This window comes from Marinobacter sp. CP1 (assembly GCF_001266795.1).
GTDB classification, from domain to species: domain Bacteria; phylum Pseudomonadota; class Gammaproteobacteria; order Pseudomonadales; family Oleiphilaceae; genus Marinobacter; species Marinobacter flavimaris.
The window spans coordinates 3,587,295-3,610,060 of sequence record NZ_CP011929.1 but is presented as its reverse complement, the minus strand read 5'-3'; the positions used below and the strand labels follow the sequence as shown (position 1 = coordinate 3,610,060).

The following is a 22,766-nucleotide window of genomic DNA, read 5'->3' as shown; positions in this document are numbered from 1 at the left end:
TGTTCATCCTTGATTCAATGGAGGCGCCGTTTCCGTCACGGCATTGCTATCGGCTTGTGGTGGCAAGGTTACGAACAGGAATTGCATAACCTCCCGCAAGTTGTTGCATCCGTTGCCAAGGGCCTCTTCCAGTATTCTGCCGAGTGCCGGGTAGGCATCCCTCAAATCAGGACCACCCAACTGGTTGCGCACCGACTCATGCAGGTTGTTCCATATGTGCAGTGCGCCTTTGCGCCGATTGAAGGCATCGAAAGCGCCCTTCAAGTCCCGCGAGGCCATCATTTTTTCGGGTTGGTCACCTATGTCGCCAGACTGAACAGCCGGGGGCTCGACAAGGTGCCACTGCTCGCTGATACAATCCGGAACAATCAACCGGTCCACGGCCCTGGTGGGGAAACGCGGCAAATTGCCCCCGATCACCGTGGCGGCCAGTGCCGGATGGGCAATCCGCACCAGTTCTTCACAGCCCGGCGCCACTTCTACCTGCAGGTGGGAGCGCATCCAACAGGCACAGCTAGCATGGTCTGTGGCCGAAATCAGCAGGTAACCCTGCTCTTGCCTGGGCCCCTGCTCCAGGAACCCTTCCAGCACCGGGTCTTCTGACCCACTGAGCCATACAAGCCAGGGGGACAAGTCCGAAACCGCCTCCCAGCGGGTTGCAACGTACAGGCACTCTGCATTAATGGTTTGTCCGCCGGCCCACTGGTAGATTTGCTCACCGAGTTCGGGGATAGCAACACCATCCAGGACAAGCCCAACAGGTTGATGGCCAGGCCAGGGAACATGGGTAAAGGGCGACTCCCGCAACGACCAGGAATCCTGATTCATGAGTTTTGCTCCTCACAAACCGGGCAGGTTGCATTCCCCTTCCTGAGTGCCGCAACTTGGGATTCTACATTGATGGCCGGAGCGTTCTTCCGTTGTTCAACTTCCGCCAGTGCCTCCTGCTCGGGCTCGTGGGGCTGATCACCCTCAATAACCCTTGGCATTTGCGCCATCACCACGCTCTGTCCAGAACCGCTGCCTGGCGAACCACCAGAATTGATCTTGATGCCAGGCCCGGATAGCGTCACGCCGCTTGGGTCCAGTTTCAAAAAACTGCCACCCGCCGAAATGGTGATTTCAGCGCCGGCATCCAGCACCACTTTGGTTCCCGCCTTGTGGTGTACTTCAGTGCCCGCTTCGCTAAATGTTCCCTGGGAGGATTTCTGGTGGAATGTGCCGCCTATGTTCTGGCTGCAATCGCCTCCGATGGATTCCCGCTGTTCGCCATCGACTGTGCGATGCTCGTTGCCTTTCACATGACTGAAATCGTGGTTTTCCACAGTGCGATGACTGTAGTTCCGAATCACCTCCGTGCGGTTGTTCTCGGTAAGCAGGTCCAGATCTTTCTGGGCGTGTACGTAGATCTGTTCCTGATCGGCCTCGTCCTCAAACCGCAGTTCGTTACTGCCCTCGCCCTTGTGGGTTTTCGTTTTCAGGGTGGTGCGGGTTTTGTGCTCGGGCAGCCCATAGGGTGGCGTGTTGGTCACGTGATGGGTTCGGCCGGTGATGATCGGCTGGTCCGGGTCACCGTCCAGGAAGGAGACAATCACTTCGTGGCCGATCCTCGGTAGCGCCATAAAACCATACTGGCCGCCGGCCCAACCCTGGCTGACTCTCAGCCAGGCGCTGCTGTGTTCGTTATTTTTCGAGTAGCGATCCCACGGGAACCGGACTTTTACCCGCCCATGTTCATCGCAGTGAATCTCCTCGCCTTCCTGGCCGGTGACAATCGCGATTTGTGGGCCGTCCATCAGGGGGCGGTGTGGCGTCTGCGGGCACCAGGTCAGATCTGCAGGTATGGCCTTGAACTGGTTGTGGTACGTGGTGGGTTCGCTGCCGCCTTCCTCTTCCAGAGCCTGGGGCTGCGTTCCGGTGTGGATGATAGACGTTAGCAGCCACTCCCGATTGAGATTGTCACTATCGTGCTCGGTCAGTTCCACTTTCGCGCCGGGGCTGAAATCCGGGCGGTTGCTCTCGCCGGAGGCGGTGCTGGCGTCATTGCGAAGGGATTGCAGTCTGGCTTCGGTAAAAGGCTGGCCACTGGCGTCGGCCTTGAAGCGGCCGGGGTAGTCGTAGTGCTGGTAGTCTTCCCGGTGCTTCAGATCGCCAGAAGCATGCTCATGCATCAGGGCATAGGCGGGATTTCTGAAGGTGTAATCCTTCATTGCCACAGAGGCCACCCGCACCCGTTCTTCATACCGGAACCGATACACCGCCGGGCGCTGGGTGCTGCCGCCTGCTTTGGCGTTGTATGCTGCCGGCTCCAGTTTCGGAGCATCGCCATGATGGTCGGCGATTATAAGCGCCGACTGGGTGTCCCCGTCCACGCTCCCCTGTTCATAGCGGTAATGCCAACCCTCTTCAGCCGCGAGGCGTTCGAGAAAGGCCAGGTCGCTTTCCCGGTGCTGAACACAGTATTCCCGTTGCTCCGGCGTGCGCTTCAGATCGAAGATCGAATCGATAATGCCGCGCTCTTCCAGGAGAGTGCGCACAATGGTGTCGGTGCCCTGGGTTTGGAAAATCCGGCTGTTGTGCATCAGTCCAAGACGCCAGAGCGGCGGCTGGATAATCGGTTCATAGCGGGTACGCCGGTGGCCGGCATCGCCTCGGACGAATTCGTTGACCACCCCGGTAAACCGCCGAAGAGGCATGCTGTCCTGCCAGATAACGAGATCTACTGGTTGCTCCAGAATCTCTGCAGCCTGAATGGAGGGGTCGGTGCTGGCCAGCTCAAGGTGACCCTGAAACACCTCGGACAGGCGCTCGGTCAGTTTAAAGCCAACCACTGAAAATAAATCTGAGGGGAGTCCGCCAACACGGGCGGTAAACTGCAATCCACTTGCCTGGGGCATATCTTCATTCCTTGAAGAGCAATCGGTTTTTAAGCTCGTCCTGAGCAGGCCTCCGATTATAGCCATCAAGCCGTAGAATGAAACCCCGGGGCCAGTCTTGTGTTGGCATGATGAGAGGTTGACCGGAAATCCATTCTGCTGCACCCTAATCTGGTTTCATTATGCAACCGGAGAGAACAAGTGAGCGAATACAAGAACCGAGCCGTCGTGCTCAAACAACGCCCACAGGGCGAAATCCAACAAGGCGATCTCGTTTTGGAAGAGCGTCCTGTCCGTTCCCCTAACGAGGGAGAAGTTGTTGCTCAAGTGCTCTGGCTTTCACTGGACCCCTACATGCGTCCACGCATGAACGATGCCAAGGGTTACATGGACCCCATTGGCATCGATGAGCCAATCGTCGGCGAGAGTGTTGCACGTGTTGTTGAGTCCCGCTCGGACGACCTGAAAGTCGGCGACCTGGTTACCTGCTACTCCGGCTGGCAGGAATACGTCACCTTCCCGGCGGACGCGCCGATGGTCTACAAAATTCAGCAACGGGACAATGTGCCCCTTCAAACCTACCTTGGCGTTGCAGGCATGCCAGGGCGCACCGGTTATTGCGGCCTTATGTACGTCGGCAAACCGAAAGCCGGCGAAACCGTGGTTGTCTCGGCAGCCTCCGGCCCTGTCGGCACTGTCGTTGGCCAAACCGCAAAAACAGAGGGTTGCCGGGTGGTTGGCGTTGCCGGTGGGACTGAGAAGTGCGATTTCGTGGTCAATGAGCTGGGCTTCGACGCCTGCGTCGACTACAAGGCGGGGAACCTGGAAGCGGATCTCAAAGCGGCCTGCCCCGACGGCATCGACATCTACTTTGAAAACGTGGGTGGAGCCGTTACGCGCGCCGTTGCCCCATTGTTGAATGAGGGGGCCCGGGTGCCCATCTGCGGTTTTGTCTCTGCCTACAATGCAAAAGATATGGCCAGCGTGGAAACTCCCTTCCACGTGCTCGGGGCGCTTGATCCGGCGCCGGAGCATCGTTTTTTCCTCGTGACCGAATGGCAGGACCAGCATCAGGAAATCACGGACATCCTGGCCTCACGGGTTGCTTCCGGAGAACTGAAATACCGCGAAACCGTTGCCGAAGGGCTGGACAACGCCGTTGATGCCTTTAAGGGCATGCTCAAAGGCCAGAACTTCGGTAAACAGCTGGTTCACATTGCAGACTGACTGCAATACCTGAGACGCGTGTGGTCTGTGTGATTCAGTCCGAGATTTTCAGGAGCACCTTGCCGGTGTTCCTGTTCTCAGCCACATAGGCCATCGCCTCTTCCACCTCTTCTATCGGCCAGGTGCTATCGATCAGAGGTTCAATCTGGCCGGCTGCGAGCAGTGGCCAGACGTGCCGGTAGAGCGCCTGCATCACCTCGCCCTTATCCTCGACCGTGCGTGAACGGAGGGTGGAACCGATCAGGCGCTGGCGTTTGATCAGCATGATGCCCAGATCCACCTCGGCCATACGCCCCCCCATGAGTCCGATGAGCACAATGCGGCCATCGACGTTCAGAACCCGCTGATCTTCGGCAATATAATTGCCACCGACCGGATCCAGAACCATATCCACGCCACCCCACGCTGTAACAGCATCAACGAAGGAGCCTTCGTTCCGGTTCCAGACGCCACTGGCTCCCAGATTGCGACAAACCTCCAGTTTGGCCTTATCACCGGCGGTCGCAAAGACCGGATTGCCAAAGGCCGTTGCGAGCTGAATTACCGCGGTGCCAAGGCCGCTGGCACCCGCATGCAGGAGCACACGCTCGCCCGGTTTCAAGGCTGCTTCGTGATACAGATTCAACCAGGCGGTCGCAAAAACCTCGGGAATGGCCGCAGCTGTCTCCAGCGACACTCCTTTGGGAACGGGCAAAACCTGCACCGCGGGTACCACCACACGAGTCGCATAACCGCCGCCGGTCAGCAGGGCGCAGACTTCATCACCGGGTTTGAGATGGGTAACGCCAGATCCGACCGAAGCGATGCGACCACTAACCTCCAGCCCGAGAATATCGGATGCTCCCGGAGGCGGGGGATAGACGCCAGCGCGCTGCATGAGATCCGCACGATTGATGGCTGTCCAGACAACCTCGATTTCGACGTGGTCTGCGGGCGGTTCACCCGGTCCTTCCCAGGGCTCCCAGCTTAGATTGCCCCCGGTTACCTTGATTGCTTTGATCATGTATGACGTCTCGGCCTTGCTCATATGGGCACAGGATACCCCAAGTTTTCCGAGCATTGCACAAATGGCGCAAAGACAGGATCAGCCGGTAACTTCCAGGTTGGACAGCCAAACACTCTGATAAGGTTTCAGGGTGATCGAGCCAGACAGATCATCAATAGTCATCCCGGAAATCAGATCCAGCCAATGATCGGTGCCGATGAGATTGATGTCGCTCAGCGCTACCTGCTGCACCTCGTTACTGATGTTGTGAATGCAGAAGATGGACTGGTCCCGGCGCATACTCTGGCGCCAGAAACCAAACAGCTGCAGGCCAAGATGCAGGGTGAACTGGGTGGCGTTCGGGTGAAACGCTGGCTGTTTACGCCGGATGGCAATCAGCCGTTTCAGCTCCTGGAACGCCTTGCTGTGGTGGCTCAGGGGATCTGCGAGCTTCTGCTCCAGAGTATCCAGTTGCCACTGGCTGCGGTTAATGGATCGAAGCCGGCCGGTGTGCTCCACCCGCTCCAGATCGTTCTCAGTCGCCAGCAGACTGTGAATGTAGAAGGCCGGAATCCCCTCAAGCGCCAGCATCACGGTGTGGGCGCAGACGAAGCGCTGCAACTGCCAGTGGTCCCGACCCGACTCCGCCGTGCCTTGCAGCGCATCGTACAGGGCGATGTTGATTTCGTAGGGCTGGTCGCGACCATCCGGCGTGCGCCGGTACGAGACCTTGCCGCCGAACGAGTCCATGGTGTTGATCAGTCGCTGCTTCTCTTCCTCCGTCAGCAGACCATCCGTTGGCCGCATACCCACACCATCGTGGGACGCAATAAAATTCAGATAGGTGGTGCCCATCTGCGCGGGCGGCATGCTCATCAGCCAGGTTTTCAGGTGCTTGCAGTCACCGGTAACCAGGGTATTGATCAGCAGGGGCGGCAGGGAAAAGTTATAGATTACATGGGCTTCGTTGGCGTTGCCGAAATAGGTGAGATTTTCGCGATTGGGTACGTTGGTCTCGGTAATCACTACCGCATCCGGGCTGTGGTGCTCGATCAACAGGCGCAGGATCTTGATCAGCTCATGGGTTTGCTGCAGATGGATGCAGGGCGTACCCGGTTCCTTCCAGAGGAAGGCGACGGCATCGAGCCGGAAAATGATAATGCCACGCTCCAGGTAGCGCCGGATGATAGCAGCAAACTCGATGAGCACCTTCGGGTTGGCAAAATTCAGGTCAACCTGATCCTCACTGAACGTACACCAGACATATCGCTCGCCATCGTCGGTCTGGACCGGGTTAAGGAGCGGCGAGGTACGGGGCCGCACAACGGCACTCAGATCATCCCTTGGATTGCCCTCGAAGAAATAATCCTTGCCCGGGTCTACCCTTTTGCGGAAATTCTCGAACCAGCGGCTGCGGGCCGACATATGGTTGATCACCAGGTCCGCCATCAGCTTGTAATCCCGGGCGATGCCCTCGATATCCTCCCAGTTTCCGTGGGACTCGTTGACGGCCAGATAATCCATGACCGAGAAACCGTCGTCGGAGCTGTAGGGGAAAAACGGCAGAATGTGCACTGAAGAAATTGAATCTGACAGGCAATCCGCGAGGAACCGATGCAATGTCTGCAGTGGTTTTTCTTCCGCCCGCTGAACCGTGTCGGCATAGGTAATCAGCACCACATCCGATTCATCCCAGTTATTCTGGTGCGCAGGCGGCGGCGCCTGGTTGGGCTCCAGACCCATAGTGGTCAGCAACTGTTCGGCCAGAAATTCACAGTCCAGCTCTGGATAGACGACATCCAGCATGGAAACCAGCTTCGCTTTCAGAGCCTGGGTCATGGCCGGAATTCCTCATTATCCAACTCCACGGCCTCCAGCAACTGCTCCTTGATGTCGGGAATCGCGCTTGTGACCCGGTTCCAGCTGGGAATAAAAGGTGTGTCCATCGGGTTATCGAGGAAATAGGCGCCCGCCCGCATCACGTTCTGGGCGAACAGCTCCACCGCCTTCTCTTCCTTGTGTCGATCAAACGTCAGGCCGTTGATAATGGCGTCGTTCTGATAGGTCTCCACAAAATCCAGTGCAATACGGAAGTACGTGGCCTTGATAGTACGGAATTTCTCATTGGAGAAAATCTCACCGTTGGTCGCCAATTTTCGGAACAGAGCCTTGGCGATATCCATGCTCATTTTGGACAGGCCCTTGCTGGCATCTTCCGGTGAGAGTTCCTGATGCTTGTGATCATAGACATCGGCAATATCCACCTGGCACAGGCGGTTGGTGGCGTAGTTACGCTTCATCTCCGACAGCACACCGATCTCCAGTCCCCAGTCGCTGGGAATACGCAGATCATTGATCACATCCGTGCGAAACGAGAACTCCCCGGCCAGTGGGTACCGGTAACTGTCCAGGTAATCCAGGAAATCGTTGGGGCCGCAGACCTTCTTCAGGGATCGGATCAACGGTGTTACCAACAGGCGACTGACCCTTCCGTTCATTGTTCCGTCCGCTACACGGGCGTAGTAGCCTTTGCAGAACATGTAGTTGAAGCCGGGGTTAGCCACAGGGTAGATCAGCCGGGCCACAAGATCCCGGGAATACGTAAGGATGTCGCAGTCGTGCAAGGCAACGGATTTGCTGACACCCGAGGCCAACACATAGCCAAAGCAATACCAGACGTTTCGCCCTTTACCCATTTCCGTTGGTGCCAGGTTCTGCTCCCGAAGCTTCAGGTCAATGTTCCTGAGTCGAGGCCCGTCGTTCCAGAGCACCTTGAAGTTCTGTGGTAGTTCGGAGAAGTACTCCAGAGCGTGGCGGTATTGTTCCTCGTTGGCTCGGTCCAGGCCAATGACCACCTGGTCCAGATAAGGCACCTTGCCCAGCTCATGCACGATATTTTTCAGGGCCGGCCCTTCCAGCTCCGAGTACAGGGAGGGCAACACCAGGGACATGGGCCGGGTCTTGCGAAAACTCATCAGCTCCGCTTCGAGTTCCTCTACCGGACGCCGAACCAGGTTATGAAGGGTTGTGATAATGCCATTCTGGTAAAAGTCGCCCATGGCGGCTCTCCTTTTTTATACCCACACTCGAACGGGTCAGTACCCGTACTCAAACAGGAGATTGAGCACGCACTCATTCCAGCCCTCGGGGCCGGGCTTGAGGGAGCGAATGGCGTGTTTTGCCGAAGGCAACCGAACCTCTTCGCTTTTTACGCCCCGGATCACCACCGGTATATCCGCCGATTCCAGCATCTGCTGATCGTTGGGGCTATCACCCAGGGCAATGGCCAACACTGGCCCATCGCCATACTGCTCCCGGTATTGCTCTTTGTATTTGTTTAGCAAGAACCGGGCCCCATCGGCTTTATCAAATATACCCATGGCATGGAGGAAACGTCCGCCTGCTACCAGGCGGAGATCCTCGGCACTCAGAGCCGCTTCAAACTCCGCCAGCTCCTGCTCCGAGCCCTGCCAGATCAATGGTTCGGTTCCCAGCCGCTCTTTGGCCCGCCCGGCCGCTGCCGGATCCAGGCCGGTCTGCGCTGCCAGTTCATCGGTAGACATGTCGGCAAAGCCCCTGAATCGCGCGCCCTTCTTCCGTTGCGTGCCCAGCACCTCAAGGACGCGTTCCCGGGTTGCACCAAAATTCACCACTTCTTCTTCCTCATTGCCCAGGGCGTGGGGCGGAATAACCACGGCTGCACCGTTTTCGACAATAAACGGATCGTTGTTTCCAAGTTCTTCCCTCAAAGCCCGGATCTCCGGCATGGTTTTGCTGGAGTTAAGCACCAGGGGAATATTGGCTGCCTTCAGCCTTTCCAGGGCGGGCCCCGCCGCGTGCCAGCGGTAGTCGTCGTGGTCCAGCAGGGTGCCGTCCAGATCCGAGAAGAGAATCAAATGGGGTCTGGCCATGGCCGGTCTCCGTTAGGCCTCGCGAAACTGCGGAAGGCCAAGGGAATGGTCCTCGGCCACGTTGATCAGAACATCAGCCCGCCCAGGCATTTCTGCGAGGCAGGCACGAGTAACCCGTTCATAGTGCATCACGAAGCGGCCGACTTCTTCGTCGGTCATAATGCGCAACTCCTGTGCACCATCATGGGGCCCGCCACTTTTTGGTGCATTGCGGATTTTATTTGCCAGCTTTTGTTCCTGGAGTCGACGCCACTCAAGAACACACGCCATGGAGGGAGCCTTCAACATGATCAGAAAATCGATTTCATCAAAAAATTTCCGGTATTCCCCTTTCAACTGATCATTAACATAGCTGCGCCAGACTCCGTCCGGGTCCTCGTTCTCCTCCAGAGGATTCATCGGCTGGGCAAGCGCACTGTCTTGCTCCGGTCGCGCATCAAGGCACCACCCCTCAAGAAGAATGACCTCCGCACTTCCCCCGAAGACAGGCCACTGATCCCGGGGAACCCGGTCGTCCCGCGACTTGTCGAATGCAGGAATCGGGGTGGCATCTTCAGGCACTGCACTGCGCAAGCGGTTCAAGACCTGTTGCCCGAGCGCAACGTCGTGTGTTCCCGGCACGCCACGGGTTATAAACAACGGGTGCACCCGTTCGGCGAGGTCCTGGCGTTCACCTCTGGTAAGGTAAATATCATCCAGGGAAAAATTGGCCGCAGACCGGTTGCGGTGGCGCAGCAGAATTTCCCGTAAAAAGAGTGTCAACGTAGACTTGCCCGTACCCTGGGCTCCGTGAATACCAACCACAATGGGTTGCTTTTCCGTATCATGGAGCGCACAGATTCGGTCTGCGAGCGGCAGAATGGTCTTTTCTACCGTTTCGGCGTAGGCATCGGGCAGGCCTTCCTGCTGAATCAGGGCACTGATGGTTTGTTCTAGCGAGCGATCAGACACGTTGGGTTTCCAGTTCAATGGATGACTTAAGAGAGACGGCAGCAGAATTCATACCAATGGGAGTATAGGCGTTTTATGAGTGGCAACGATTTTCGAATAGAGCATCGCTACCTGGAGCTCCCGGACAGTTTTTATACCCGGGTTCAGCCCTCACCACTAAAAGACGCAAAGATGGTGTGCTTCAACCACAAGCTCGCGGGGCAGATGGGCTTTCGCGCCGATTCCGAATCCGACTGGACCGGCGTGGGTGCGGGATCGGAGTTACTCGAGGGCATGGAGCCTGTGGCCATGAAATACACGGGCCACCAGTTCGGCGCCTACAATCCCGACCTGGGCGACGGCCGTGGACTGCTACTGTGGGAAACCGTTGGCCCCGATGGACGACGCTGGGACTGGCACCTCAAAGGCGCCGGTATGACTCCCTACTCCCGCTTCGGGGATGGCCGCGCCGTGCTTCGCTCCACCATTCGCGAATACCTGTCCAGTGAAGCCATGCACGGACTTGGTATCCCTACCACCCGGGCCCTATTCATGGTGAGCGCCAAAGACCCGGTGCGCAGGGAATCCATCGAGACGGCGGCTGCACTGGTGCGCGTGGCTCAAAGCCATATTCGCTTCGGACACTTCGAGTTCGCCGCTCACCACGAAGGGCCTGAAAGCGTAAAGACTCTGCTTGAGCATGTGATCTCGCTACACTTCCCTCATCTGATCAACCTGCCGGATGACGATCGATACGCCCGCTGGTTCGAGGAAGTGGTGGAACGCACCGCAAGAACGATTGCGGACTGGCAGGCAGTCGGCTTCTGCCATGGCGTGATGAACAGCGACAACATGTCCATCATCGGCGACACCTTTGATTATGGCCCTTTCGCATTCCTTGATGATTTCGATGCCGGCTATATAAGCAACCATACCGACCAGGGCGGGCGCTACGCCTACAACCGTCAACCACAAGTCGGGTTCGAGAATTGCCGCTACCTGGCCACAGCCCTGCTCCCGGTAATGGAGGAGGACGACGTGCGCCGGGGGCTTCGCCGCTATGAAGTGGCCTACAACGAGCGCTTCCTCCAGAACATGCGAGACAAGCTCGGCCTGATCATCGAGGATGAAGCGGACCTGAGCCTGATCATGGATACCTTCAGCATGATGCACGAGCACCATGTCGACTACACGGCCTTCTTCCGGGCGCTCTCGAATCTGCACAGCCATGGTCATGGGCCGGTGCGGGATCTGTTTGTAGATCGCAGCGTGGCAGACCAGTGGCTGGAGCGTTATGAGGAGAGACTCCTGAACGAAAGCCGCGCTCATGATGAGCGGGAATACGCCATGCGCCGCGTAAATCCAAAGTATGTGCTGAGGAACTACCTGGCCCAGCAGGTCATCCAGGAAGCTCAAAACGGGGATTACGAACCGATGAAAGCACTATTGAAAGTTCTCGAGCGCCCCTATGACGAGCAACCGGAAAGTGAGGCTTATGCTGCATTGCCGCCGGATTGGGGCAAGCACCTGAATATCAGCTGTTCAAGCTGAGGTAGCTGCGCCAGCCAACGAAAAAGGGCCGGACGATATACTCGTCCGGCCCTTTTGTTTTTTCGGCAACCTACCGAGATCAGACCGCCTTGGCAGCAATGATCTTCTCGTGCCACTCGGCAGGACCTGTCTGGTGCACAGACGAGCCCCGTGAATCAACGGCGACTGTGACCGGCATGTCCTCTACCTCGAACTCGTAAATGGCTTCCATACCCAGTTCCGGGAAGGCGACCACTTCCGCATTCTTGATGGCTTTGGAGACCAGGTAGGCGGAACCGCCTACGGCCATCAGGTATACCGCACCGAATTCCTTGATGGCGTCGATGGCCACCTGACCGCGCTCGGCTTTACCGATCATGCCGGTAAGGCCAGTCTTCTCGAGCATGGTATGGGTAAACTTGTCCATACGGGTGGCAGTCGTCGGGCCTGCGGGACCAACCACCTCTTCGCGCACCGGATCAACGGGGCCCACGTAGTAAATGAACCGTCCCTTCAGATCAACCGGCAGCTCCTCGCCTTTCTCGATCATGTCCACCATCTTCTTGTGGGCAGCATCGCGGCCGGTCAGCATCTTGCCAGAGAGCAGAACGGTTTCGCCCGGCTGCCAGTCCTTTACGTCTTCCGGGGTCACAGTATCGAGGTTCACGCGACGCACGTTGTCGCCCACTTCCCAGGTGATTTCCGGCCAGTCTTCCAGGCGCGGCGGCGTCTGCAGGGACGGTCCGGTGCCATCCAGGGTGAAATGTGCGTGGCGGGTGGCAGCACAGTTCGGGATGATGGCCACCGGCTTATTAGCTGCGTGGGTCGGGTAATCCTTGACCTTGACATCCAGAACGGTGGTCAGGCCACCCAGCCCCTGGGCACCGATTCCGAGATCATTCACCTTGTCGAACAACTCGAGGCGCAGTTCCTCAGCTCGGTTCGACGCACCGCGCTCTTTCAGGTCGTGGATATCGATCGGATCCAGCAACGATTCCTTGGCCATTTCCATTGCCTTTTCGGCGGTACCGCCAATACCAATGCCCAGCATGCCAGGCGGGCACCAGCCAGCCCCCATCTGCGGGACCATCTTCAGAACCCAGTCTACAACCGAGTCGGACGGGTTCAGCATGGCAAATTTCGACTTGGCCTCGGAACCGCCGCCTTTGGCAGCTACGTGCACCTCAACGGTATCGCCCGGGACCATCTTGTAGTGGATGATGGCCGGCGTGTTATCACCGGTGTTCTTACGCTTGCCGTCCGGGTCATCCAGGATAGAGGCGCGCAGCACGTTGTCTGGATGGGTATAGGCGCGACGCACCCCTTCGTTGATCACATCATCCAGAGCCATCTCGCAGTCCCACTGGACGTTCATACCGATGTTGACGAATACCGTCACAATGCCAGTGTCCTGACACAAGGGCCGATGCCCTTCCGCACACATGCGCGAGTTGATCAGGATCTGGGCCATGGCATCCTTGGCCGCCTGGGATTCTTCCTTCTGGTAGGCCTCATACACACCATCGATGAAATCTTTCGGGTGGTAGTAGGAAATGAACTGCAGCGCGTCCGCTACGCTTTCAATCAGGTCGTCCTGGCGGATTACGGTGGTCATAGGCGCCTCATCAGCTTGGTATCGTTATGTCGTGTCATCAAAAATCGGGAGGCGAGAGTTTACCAGAAAATCGGTTTGGCGAGTGATTGGACAGATGGCGAAGCAAGGATTAAAACCCGTGAAAAACGCCACGAGAAAAAGGTATCATCCTAACCAAACTAGAATAACATCGCAGGAGACACCGTGACTGACCTCGTCCTCACCGAAATAAAAGACCGGATTCTCATCGTTCGACTGAACCGGCCAGAGCGCAAGAACGCCCTCACCCACGCCATGTACAGCGCCATGGGGGACGCCCTGGAGCAGGCCCGGGATGACACCAACATCCGGTGCGTACTCTTCACCGGCACAAGCGAGTGTTTCACTGCAGGCAACGACCTGGGCGAATTTGCCGCCGGCTTGCCCGGTGATTTCGAACAAACCCCAGTCGGCCGCTTTCTTTTATTACTGGCCAGTGCAACCAAACCTGTGGTGGCGTCGGTCAATGGCGCGGCCGTGGGCATTGGCACCACCATGTTGCTGCACTGCGACCTGGTATTCGCCGGCAACAACTCGGCATTCCAGATGCCCTTTGCCAGTCTAGGCCTGTGCCCCGAAGGTGGCTCGAGCCTGCTACTGCCCTCCTGGATTGGCCGGGTACGTTCCGCCGAACTGCTGATGCTTGGCGGCGCCTTCACCGCTGAAGAAGCTTCCCGTCTTGGCCTGATCAACCGGGTTTGCGAGCCGGAGCAGACAGAAACCAGCGCCTTCGAGGCCTGCCAGCGGCTGACCGAAAAAGCCCCGGCAGCGATTCGGGCCACCAAAGCGATGTTAAACCGGCCAACCATGGAGGCACTTCGCGAAACGATGCTCGAAGAGGGACAGCTGTTTGCCGAGCGACTGAAATCCCCCGAAGCCGCCGAAGCTTTCCGGGCCTTCATGGAAAAACGCCCACCGGATTTCTCACGCTTCGAGTAAACCTCGACTGTGCCCCAATTTCCCTGTTGCCGGACCTCGACAAACCGTTATCCGGCAACTATTTTTCTCAAAGGCCGAACTCCAATCGTGCGGGGAGGATTCAATCACCAGAATCACACTTTTGGCTGATCAACACTTGCCATACTGTCGCTATAGTCAGAGATACAGAAATTGGCTTACAGCGCTGGCTACAATTTCAGACAACAGTTTAAGCAGAACAGGCCACTGACAACGGGCTTACCGGATCAGACCGGCCCCGTCAGCTGCCGAACATAACGACACAACAACAGGAAAAGGTTCCACCCATGTTCAAGAAAACTCTAATAAGTCTTGCCGTGGCGTCTTCCGTTGGACTTACAGGCTGCTTTGATAGCGGCGGTACGGGGGCGAATGCTAATCCGGACTACCAGATCACGAACACAACTTTGGCAGATACCAGGCCAATATTTAATCCGGTCCCAATTTCAGACGACTTTGAACTGGATTTTACAAAAGACGTGAGTGTTCCGGTGAGCTTTGACCTTCATTTGCTGCTCAAAGCCTCCCAGACACCTGACTATGATTTCACCGATGTGCGTGGTTTTGGCCTTGCAGGACACTCTGTAAACGCACACATTGACATCAAGTTCAACGGTTCGCTTAACAAGGGCACTATCGAGGCGGGTCAGTCGGTATTCCTGATTCCGCTCAAGACGAACCCTCTTGCTGAGAATCTAGACCAGCTTGAGCTTACATCCAACCCGGCATTCATTGATTTAGAGGCTGAGGGTGGTCCTTTTGATACTGCAAAATATGCATCACAACGCATCCGAGCAACTGCGATTTCGTTGGACAACGGGGAGGAGAATGTTCTCAGGATCACCCCCTTGGAGCCCCTCGAACCTCAGACAAAGTACCTGGTGCTTATAACCTCAGAGGTGAGGGACTCAACTAACGCATCAACCGGACCATCAGAAGTGTACAAAGGGCTCGTGGAAGAGGCTCTAGGAAACCCACTATTGGAATCGATACAGAACATTGTTCAGCTTTCCAATACACTGGGTGAGCTTTGGCTAGCAAACCAAGGTGCAGACACAGACATAACGCTTGCTTACACATTGACCACCGCCAACACTGAAACGGTATTCAATTCCATAGCGGCGCCGGCAACGTATTTGGAAACTTTAGGTCAGCAGATAGTTGTCTACTCAGCACTTCAAAAAGCTAGAGAGCTGATAGAGGCTGAAATTGCTGCAGGAGAACTGCCAGCCAGCGACCTGACAGCAAACAAAATATTTGCCAGAGTTCAGGCTGCACTAGCTAAAACCGGTGAAGAGGCAGCAGCTGACCCGATTGTCCAGGCAGTTGGACCATACATTCAGAACCCTGCACTGATCGAAGGGATTGTTTCAGCGGCTGTTCCCACACTTCCGTTCCCCAAACCCAGGACAGCTAGGTTCTATAACCATCAAGACGCGACAGACCTGCCTTTCATACCGGTCGATACCGAAAACCAGCTGAATCAAGCGGCTAGTGCAGTAAAAGTTGCAGAGGGCGCAATCGAGCTACCCTATTATCTAGATATTCCGAATCCAGCTGTTGCTGCGAGCGTCAACTTAACCATCGGCGGAAAGTGGTCTGGCTCGACAACTCTAGAAGATACAATCAACGACCAAATTGACACGCTGAGAGACAGCAATCCAGCCCTGACGAATCTGCCATCATTTGCCTTCCCAAGAGACGCGGATGGAGAGACTTTTAACGTTACCCAATATATGCCATTCCCGGAACAGAAAGGTTCCGTAGCGGTACCGGTAACTGTCTTCTATCCGAACACAGGTTGTGCCACGTCATCAGGGTCCGGCATAACTGATGTCGTTATCTTCCAACACGGCATTACTGTTGACCGAAGCGTTGCCGCACTCCCTGCAATCAACATGGCAGCCCAGACTCTAGGAACCAACTGCGTTGCAACTGTCGCAATAGACCAGCCACTTCACGGCTTAGCAGGCGGTCCGCTGCCGGGAACTTTGCCGGGCCTGACCCCGATTTCCGATTTTGGGGATATTTCAGGTGACTTCGCTGATGGGACTATCATTAGTGAACGTCATTTCATGGCAACGCGCGACAACGATGCCGATGGATTTGCCGCGACGTTTGCTGACACTCTCGCTGATGTAGAGAGTGGCAGTTTGTTCCTGAATCTTGTAAGCCCAGAAACGGCCCGAGATAACATTCGGCAGGCGGTTTTGGATCTTCTGAACCTCTCAGCAACTGCAAATTTTGCCAAAGTGAATCCAATGGCATTTAACTTTGTAGAGGGAGGTACAGTTGACTTAAGCAGCGCCAATTTCCACTTTGTTGGACACTCCCTCGGCGGTATATCGGGGCTACCTTTCGCAGCACTCTCTAAGGATCCAACAGTGCGGGGTAGTTACGCTGCACTGGGTACTGAAAACTTCCCGCTAGGAGCTTTCTTTGCAGATCTTGACTCTATGTCACTCATGAACACAGGTGGCCAATTAACTCGTATCGTTGAGAATTCCGGAGCATTTAGCCAAGTGGCGTTGCCTGCCCTGGATGCCGCCGGCTTCTCTCAAGGCACGAGCCAGTTTGAAAACTTCATGTACATCTTCCAGTCTGTGGTAGATGATATCGACCCGGTTAACTATGCCAAACGGTTAGGCGATAACTTAGGCACAGACAGCCTATTGATCTCGTCCGTTGTTGGCGATTTGACAGTGCCCAATGAAGCTAATGTGAATCCCCTGGATCCAGCCAAAAGTTCTCCGTTGACAGGTACAGAACCGCTTATGGCCCTGCTCAATCTGGGTTCTGACGGTAGTGATCTTGTCGATAGCAGCATTGTCGACAGCACCCTTGGTGCGCCCACAGGGCTGGTTTCAAGCTTCTTCGATGGTACAAACCCTTGCACCGATGCAAACCACAGTACGTTTGTGGCCCCTATTGTGCCCGCAGATTCAGAAGAGCCAGACCCCATCTGCCCGAACGGTAGCAATACTTCTGACGCTTTCGCTCAGATGATCGCTCAGGTTATTGGAAATATTACCGATGCAGGCATACCGGGCGGTGATCGACTGAGCCCAAGCCCGACCATTGAGCAGGCTCTTGATCAAGACGAACAGTAATTCGTAATCGAGAGCTAGTACCCTGGTTTAGGCCAGGGGCTCGGTCTGGTGACAACCCCCTTCCATTCCGGCAGGGGGTTTGTTGTATCCAGAGGGGTGTGTTTTGTAGCCTCTTAAAACTCCCCAGAGCAACCACATCAATAATTCGAACTCAGGTTTCAAAGACCCGAATTATAGCCCACCCCCGACATCTACCTTCTGAGGGGAGTTATTCTATAAATTGATTTGGAACTTAACCGAATCAGTCGAAGACATTTGTTATGTGAGCCCCACCCTCAAGCAAAGGTCGATGAGATCCAGTACGACCTGAAACAGGCTCAATAGAGTTTCCCAGCCTGCTTGAACATCCCGGGCCATAAAGAGCATAGCGCTGGTCCGAGCGAGGCTTCGCGTCCAATATGCCTGCCACAATCTCATTGCCCCTTAAACTGGCGTATCCGAAATCTTGGCAATTCGAATGCAATGCACGGGCTAATCATATTCGAAATTACATCTTGCACTCCCTACGAGTGACAAACCAGAGAACGCAGAAGTTCCTTCAATCTGCGTCCACTCGGTAAAGAGGTTCGATAGTAGCCCTCTTCGGTCCAAAATAAATGTCGATCCTTTGACCAATGCACTTTTGTTCAAGGACTATCCAAACCAAAATCTCAAAGAACCTCTGCGTTATCAGCCCCAAGCACTTTCCCGATCCGGGACGTTTCCGATGGTGTTTTTTCAAACTTGATCGGGAATCCGATCTGCGGTTGTTGAGTGCCGTCTCCCCTATCAACGCCAATCACCATATCCCTGGCCTTCAGCTGTGGATGTTCGGCAGCCTCCGAAATGGTCAATACCGGCTCCACGCAGGCATCCTGGTTGGCAAAAATCTCCTGCCAATCGGCCAGCGGTTTCGCGGCAATTCTTTCCTTTATGGCGGCTTTGAGTTGCTGCTGATGCTCGGGCTTCTGGCTCATGGCGAGGCTTTTCATGTCCGGAATCCCCAGGGTGTCGCAGAGGCGAGCGGAGAACTGGGGTTCGAGGCTGCCCACCGAAAGCCAGCGGCCGTCGCTGGTCTGGTAGTAGTCGTAGAATGAGCCGCCGTTAAGCAACGCGCTCTCCGGCTTCTGCTCCTGGCCACCGGCCAGGCAGGCCGCCCCCGCCATAGCATTCAGCGCAAAGGCCGCGTCGGTCATGCTGATATCGACAAACTGCCCTTCTCCGGTCTGCTGTCGGTGGATCACCGCAGCCAGTATGCCCATAACGGCATGGTGGGAGCCGCCGGCCACATCCGCTATCTGGATACCCATGGGTGGCGGGCCGCTGTCGGCTCGGCCGCAGTGGCTGCTGACGCCCGCGAGGGAGAGATAATTGATGTCATGGCCCGCGCGGTCCTTGTAGGGGCCGGTCTGCCCGTAACCGGTAATGGAGCAATAGATGAGACGAGGATTTACTGCTTTGAGGGTCTCGTAGCCAATGCCTAGCCGGTCCATCACTCCCGGGCGAAACTGCTCGATAACAATGTCGTGGTCTTTGACCAGCTCCAGGACTTTTTCCCGGCTCCCCGGCTCTTTGAGGTTGAGACCGAGCGACTTCTTGCCTCGATTCAGAAAACCATGAGCCGTGCTCACCCCCGCATCATGGGGCGGCATTACCCGTGTCAGATCCACCCGGTCCGGTGCTTCCACACGTAATACATCTGCCCCCATGTCGGCCAGCAGCATGGTGGCGTAGGGACCGGGCAACAAGGTACTGAAATCCAGAACTTTCAGCGAAGTCAGAGGACCCGCCATGATGATCTCCTTTTTATTGTGAGAGTTGTCCGAATAGCATTCGTTTCCTTCATGCTGCCCGGTTTTGCCAACGGGGCCAACTGCCGGTTCCGTCATTCCGATTGGCCGTTTCTACCAGCCTGTCCGGACGGCGTCGGTTGCATTGTTCTGCCGGGGTTTTATGATGGGTTTCGTTTTTATGGAATGGCGAGCGTGATGTCCGATCTGACGGTTTCGAAGCACTTTGTTCAGGCTGCCCTGGGGGGTGCTGAAAGACTTGGTTTTGATACCCGGGAAATGCTCCGGGAGGCAGGGATCTCGCCCGATCTCCTGCGTATCGAGATGGCCCGGGTCAGCAGCGACCAGTTCAGCCATCTTATGCAGGTGCTCTGGAACCGGATGGGGGACGAGTTTATGGGGCTTGGGCCCAGGAGGGCCCGGACAGGCACCTTCGCCACCATGTGTGCGCTGGTAATTGACTGCCCCAACCTGGAATCGGTGTACCGGCAAGCCTTCCAGTTTTCCCGGCTCTTCGAGCCCATGGTGTCGATGGAGCTCGAAATCGGCGAGGACAAAGCCCGACTGGTGGCCAGGATGGAAGGCGAAATAAACGATCCCAGTTTCTTCTTGAGGGAAAGCATCCTCGTAATCTGGCATCGTTTGGGCAGCTGGCTCATCGGGCAACCCATAGAACTGGAAAAGGCGGAGTTCGATTACCCCCGGCCGCCCCACGGCGACGAATACCGGCACATTTTCCATTGCCCCCTGGCGTTCGAATCCGACAGAATTGCCCTCACCTTCGACAAACGCTTCCTGTCGGCGCCAGTTATCCGCGACAAGCCGGAGATGCGGCAATTCCTGAAGACGTCGCCCGCAGACCTGCTGTCCCGGCCTGACGAGAGCAACACCTTTACGGGGCGGATTCGTGCGCTGATCGGGCGAGATTTCTCAAAGCCGTTACCGGATTTCGAATGGATTGCCGCAGAGCTACATACCAGCCCGCAAACGCTGCGTCGCCGGCTGAAGCAGGAAAATACCTCGTTTCAGGAAATCAAGGACCTGCTACGGCGGGATATGGCGATTTACTACTTGAGCCGGCAGGACCTGCCCATCAACGACATCGCGGCCAAGGTTGGCTTCACCGAGCCCTCAACCTTCCACAGGGCTTTCAAGAAGTGGACAGGGGTGACGCCCGGCGCATACCGGGAGGGCGAACGAGGCAACCTCCCTGATTGAATCAGGATCCGGACGGTAGCTGAAGTGTCCGGATCAACTGCCCCAGCGTCTCAGCAATCTCCTGAACTCGCTCACGGTTCGCGGCCAGTTGAAGCAGGCGGGAGCCATCCCTTGGATCGTAAACCCAGCAGGTCGAAACAGCGGCTTCACAACGCCACTCAACCTGGGGGTTAATGCCAAACACCGACATCGGCTCGGTGCTCCTCAGTATACGGCCATCTTCGGCTCGCCTGATTTCCTGCACCTGAATCTCGTCTCCCTGGGTTCCCAGGCGATATTCCACATCTGCCGGCCGGTCCAGCCGCACCACTGCCTGATCACGGCGCCAGCCTGCGAGTTCAAGAAGGCTGTTGATATGAAGGGTCAAGGCTTCACGGTCTGAATCCGCCAGATAGAGCTTGCGCAGTGACTCAACGCGGCCCTCACCCGCTGGTTCAATAACCGCAACCGGCTCGCTTTCGCCAGCAGCCTGGGGTGCGACAGCGTTCTGTCGCCTGGTCTTCTCGATAGAGGTGATCAGCTGAAGGGATTCCTGATAGTGGGCTCCCTCCGCACCCGCCTGGCTTACATAGGTCTCAAGGGCCGACTGGGCCTCGTTCAAATGGGAGGACTGGAGCATCACCCTGCCCCGATAAAAATAGTAGTCTTCCGGCTTTTCCCCCTCCAGTTGCTGCAACCGGTTGAGGTATTCCGCAGCCTCACCCCAGTTTTCTGCAACAACGGCCTCTTCCGTAGCCAGCATCAACCTGCGGGTTTCATGTTCGGGCGCCAGCGCCAGCGCCGGCCCCGCCAGGAGCACGGAAGCCAGGGCGGCCCCGAGGACAAAACAGCGACCTGTTCCAAATAATACTGCCATGGCATCTACTCCTGCTCGTTATCTGCACCAATCGCCTGCTCCTCAGAATCAGGCCGGTCGTCGTCCCCGGAATGAAGGAATTCGTCGGAATCGTCCACTTCCGCCTGATCCATGATCCCCTTGGGCAATTCTTTCTTGACCCGAACACCCAGCTCAACAAAGCGATTGGCCTGCGAGATCAGGTTACCCCGCCCGCGGGTCAGGGTGTTCATGGCCGAGTCGTAGGTTCCCTGGGCGGTATGCAACTGGGTGCCAAGGCGTTCCATCGCTTCCACGAACACCCTGAGTTTGTCATAAACCGCGCCTGCCCGCTCGGCGATTCGTCGCGCATTCTGGCTCTGACGCTCATAACGCCAGATGTTTTCGATTGTTCTCAATGTTGCCAACAAGGTTGTTGGAGTTACCACAATAATCTTTCGCTCAAAGGCTTCTGCGAAAAGGTTCTCGTCCTGTTGAAACGCCGCCACAAAGGCAGGCTCGATTGGCATGAACAAAAGCACGAAATCCGGCGAATGAAGGCCATGCAGTTGGCTGTAGTCCTTTTCACTCAACGTACGGATGTGATTTCGAACGGCCTCAACATGCTGTTTCAAAGCCTCTTCCCTGACCAAGGAATCCTCGTCTTCCGTGACCCACTGCTGATAAGCCACCAACGACACCTTGGAATCAATGATCAGGTTACGGTTGTCTGGCAGATGCACGATGACATCCGGCCGATACAGCTGATTATCGCTGTCCCGATAACTGCCCTGAGTGTCGTATTCAACCCCCTTACGAAGGCCGGACTTTTCCAGTACACGCTCGAGAATCAGCTCACCCCAGTTGCCCTGGATTTTCTTGTCACCCTTCAGTGCGCGGGTCAGATTGGCGGCTTCTTCAGTGATCTGTCGGTTCAGGTCCTGTAGTGATTTGATCTCACTGCGCAGGGCCTGACGGTCCCGGGTTTCATTGGTATACACGTCCTCGACGCGCTTTCGAAAGTCCTGCAGCTGATCCCTGAACGGATTAAGCAGGGTATCCAGGCTGGTTCGTGTCTGCTGGCTGAAACGCTCGCTCTTCTGCTCGAAAATCTTGTTGGCAAGGTTTTCAAACTCCTGCTTCAGGGCGTCACGGTTACGCTCAAGCAGCTCCAGCTTCTCATTGGCTGAACGGCGCTCCTTATCAATTGTCACTTCCTGCTCCCGGAGCGACATGCGGGCCTCACCCAGCGCTTCGGACAGCTCTTCCGCCTTTGCCCTCAGGGTCTGACGTTCGCTTTCCACCTGCGCAAAGCGCTCTTTCCGGCTCTCCAGCTCCGACTCAAGCCCGGCCAGTCGGTTCTCGAGGCTTGCGGCATGCTGCCTCCAATGTTCGACGTCCTGCTCAAGTCGACCATTCCTGCCCCAAAGCCCTTTCAGAACGACCAGAAGAATCAAAACAACCATCAGCGCCGCCATCAGATCAGGACGGGACAACATCTGTTCCATGATGGCTTCAGGCACCTGGCAATACTCCTGTTAAAACTCTTTTCAGATGAATGATCGGTACGATTCTGCTTGAACACAGTCTAACCCACGCAGGGAACCTTTTGCCCGGGGCGCCGTCAAGTTGACTGGTGCTGCCAGTAAGGACCACGACTGTTTGGCAATAATTCGAAGCCCGGGCATCTAGCTCTGGACGCCCAACGTAATATCGTCTAAAAGGGTAAAATGTTCACCCGCCAAGTGGTTATTACCCTTTGGTAACCGTATGACGGGCACGGACGGGATCAGAAATGGATAACAG

The 22,766-nt window shown here is 56.2% G+C and carries 16 protein-coding genes; 5 read left to right on the top strand and 11 right to left on the bottom strand.

Annotated elements, in window-relative coordinates; translation table 11 throughout:
* Nucleotides 1-3: 3 nt before the first annotated feature.
* The gene (locus ACP86_RS16620; protein WP_053114829.1) at nt 4-828 is read right to left on the bottom strand and encodes a DUF4123 domain-containing protein; all 825 of its coding nucleotides are present in this window, start codon (nt 826-828) and stop codon (nt 4-6) included.
* Complete coding sequence (locus ACP86_RS16615) at nt 825-2,897, bottom strand: type VI secretion system Vgr family protein (RefSeq protein WP_053114828.1); 2,073 nt, start codon at nt 2,895-2,897, stop codon at nt 825-827. Before ACP86_RS16615 ends, ACP86_RS16620 begins: the two co-directional genes overlap by 4 nt.
* A gap of 180 nt (nt 2,898-3,077) precedes the next feature.
* Here ACP86_RS16615 and ACP86_RS16610 point away from each other — a divergent pair, with 180 nt between their 5' ends.
* The gene (locus ACP86_RS16610) at nt 3,078-4,103 is read left to right on the top strand and encodes an NADP-dependent oxidoreductase (RefSeq protein WP_053114827.1); all 1,026 of its coding nucleotides are present in this window, start codon (nt 3,078-3,080) and stop codon (nt 4,101-4,103) included.
* A gap of 34 nt (nt 4,104-4,137) precedes the next feature.
* On the opposite strand, the gene ACP86_RS16605 is transcribed toward ACP86_RS16610, so the two are convergent.
* From ACP86_RS16605 to ACP86_RS16585, 5 genes are all read right to left on the bottom strand, one after another.
* Nucleotides 4,138-5,103 (bottom strand): NAD(P)H-quinone oxidoreductase, encoded by a 966-nt coding sequence (locus ACP86_RS16605; protein WP_405421152.1) that lies wholly within the window; start codon nt 5,101-5,103, stop codon nt 4,138-4,140.
* Nucleotides 5,104-5,187: 84 nt separating this feature from the next.
* Nucleotides 5,188-6,927 (bottom strand): sugar phosphorylase, encoded by a 1,740-nt coding sequence (locus ACP86_RS16600; RefSeq protein WP_053114826.1) that lies wholly within the window; start codon nt 6,925-6,927, stop codon nt 5,188-5,190.
* Nucleotides 6,924-8,147 (bottom strand): glycosyl transferase, encoded by a 1,224-nt coding sequence (locus ACP86_RS16595; RefSeq protein ID WP_053114825.1) that lies wholly within the window; start codon nt 8,145-8,147, stop codon nt 6,924-6,926. Before ACP86_RS16595 ends, ACP86_RS16600 begins: the two co-directional genes overlap by 4 nt.
* Before the next feature lie 36 nt (nt 8,148-8,183).
* On the bottom strand, nt 8,184-8,999 hold the full coding sequence (locus tag ACP86_RS16590) for an HAD-IIB family hydrolase (protein WP_053114824.1): 816 nt from the start codon (nt 8,997-8,999) through the stop codon (nt 8,184-8,186).
* Between the two features lie 12 nt (nt 9,000-9,011).
* Nucleotides 9,012-9,950 (bottom strand): hypothetical protein, encoded by a 939-nt coding sequence (locus ACP86_RS16585; protein ID WP_075267679.1) that lies wholly within the window; start codon nt 9,948-9,950, stop codon nt 9,012-9,014.
* Between the two features lie 75 nt (nt 9,951-10,025).
* On the opposite strand from ACP86_RS16585, the gene ACP86_RS16580 reads away from it, so the two are divergent.
* Nucleotides 10,026-11,480 (top strand): protein adenylyltransferase SelO, encoded by a 1,455-nt coding sequence (locus ACP86_RS16580; protein ID WP_053114822.1) that lies wholly within the window; start codon nt 10,026-10,028, stop codon nt 11,478-11,480.
* A 79-nt stretch (nt 11,481-11,559) separates the two neighbouring features.
* Here ACP86_RS16580 and ACP86_RS16575 read toward each other — a convergent pair whose 3' ends face one another.
* On the bottom strand, nt 11,560-13,074 hold the full coding sequence (locus tag ACP86_RS16575) for a fumarate hydratase (protein WP_053114821.1): 1,515 nt from the start codon (nt 13,072-13,074) through the stop codon (nt 11,560-11,562).
* Nucleotides 13,075-13,257: 183 nt separating this feature from the next.
* On the opposite strand from ACP86_RS16575, the gene ACP86_RS16570 reads away from it, so the two are divergent.
* Nucleotides 13,258-14,031 (top strand): enoyl-CoA hydratase, encoded by a 774-nt coding sequence (locus ACP86_RS16570; protein WP_053114820.1) that lies wholly within the window; start codon nt 13,258-13,260, stop codon nt 14,029-14,031.
* Between the two features lie 305 nt (nt 14,032-14,336).
* Nucleotides 14,337-17,159 carry a hypothetical protein gene (locus ACP86_RS16565; RefSeq protein WP_053114819.1) on the top strand — a complete coding sequence of 941 codons (2,823 nt, stop codon included), beginning with the start codon at nt 14,337-14,339 and terminating at the stop codon, nt 17,157-17,159.
* A 650-nt stretch (nt 17,160-17,809) separates the two neighbouring features.
* Here the strand turns inward: ACP86_RS16565 and ACP86_RS16560 are convergent.
* Entirely contained in the window at nt 17,810-18,931 is a 1,122-nt protein-coding gene (locus ACP86_RS16560) for a CaiB/BaiF CoA transferase family protein (RefSeq protein ID WP_053115554.1), read from the bottom strand.
* Between the two features lie 195 nt (nt 18,932-19,126).
* On the opposite strand from ACP86_RS16560, the gene ACP86_RS16555 reads away from it, so the two are divergent.
* The gene (locus ACP86_RS16555; protein WP_041645126.1) at nt 19,127-20,146 is read left to right on the top strand and encodes an AraC family transcriptional regulator; all 1,020 of its coding nucleotides are present in this window, start codon (nt 19,127-19,129) and stop codon (nt 20,144-20,146) included.
* A gap of 1 nt (nt 20,147) precedes the next feature.
* Here the strand turns inward: ACP86_RS16555 and ACP86_RS16550 are convergent, their stop codons facing one another.
* A complete protein-coding gene (locus ACP86_RS16550) occupies nt 20,148-21,002 on the bottom strand; it encodes a hypothetical protein (RefSeq protein WP_053114818.1) in 855 nt (284 codons plus the stop codon).
* A gap of 5 nt (nt 21,003-21,007) precedes the next feature.
* Nucleotides 21,008-22,483 carry a DNA recombination protein RmuC gene (gene rmuC, locus ACP86_RS16545; protein ID WP_053114817.1) on the bottom strand — a complete coding sequence of 492 codons (1,476 nt, stop codon included), beginning with the start codon at nt 22,481-22,483 and terminating at the stop codon, nt 21,008-21,010.
* Nucleotides 22,484-22,766 lie beyond the last annotated feature (283 nt).

Bases quoted from the DNA above. Each gene is read 5' to 3' on its own strand.
- ACP86_RS16620 (WP_053114829.1), bottom strand. From the start codon at position 828: ATGAATCAGGATTCCTGGTCGTTGCGGGAGTCGCCCTTTACCCATGTT.
- ACP86_RS16615 (WP_053114828.1), bottom strand. From the start codon at position 2,897: ATGCCCCAGGCAAGTGGATTGCAGTTTACCGCCCGTGTTGGCGGACTC.
- ACP86_RS16600 (WP_053114826.1), bottom strand. From the start codon at position 6,927: ATGACCCAGGCTCTGAAAGCGAAGCTGGTTTCCATGCTGGATGTCGTC.
- ACP86_RS16595 (WP_053114825.1), bottom strand. From the start codon at position 8,147: ATGGGCGACTTTTACCAGAATGGCATTATCACAACCCTTCATAACCTG.
- ACP86_RS16590 (WP_053114824.1), bottom strand. From the start codon at position 8,999: ATGGCCAGACCCCATTTGATTCTCTTCTCGGATCTGGACGGCACCCTG.
- ACP86_RS16580 (WP_053114822.1), top strand. From the start codon at position 10,026: ATGAGTGGCAACGATTTTCGAATAGAGCATCGCTACCTGGAGCTCCCG.
- ACP86_RS16575 (WP_053114821.1), bottom strand. From the start codon at position 13,074: ATGACCACCGTAATCCGCCAGGACGACCTGATTGAAAGCGTAGCGGAC.
- ACP86_RS16565 (WP_053114819.1), top strand. From the start codon at position 14,337: ATGTTCAAGAAAACTCTAATAAGTCTTGCCGTGGCGTCTTCCGTTGGA.
- ACP86_RS16560 (WP_053115554.1), bottom strand. From the start codon at position 18,931: ATGGCGGGTCCTCTGACTTCGCTGAAAGTTCTGGATTTCAGTACCTTG.
- ACP86_RS16555 (WP_041645126.1), top strand. From the start codon at position 19,127: ATGTCCGATCTGACGGTTTCGAAGCACTTTGTTCAGGCTGCCCTGGGG.
- ACP86_RS16550 (WP_053114818.1), bottom strand. From the start codon at position 21,002: ATGGCAGTATTATTTGGAACAGGTCGCTGTTTTGTCCTCGGGGCCGCC.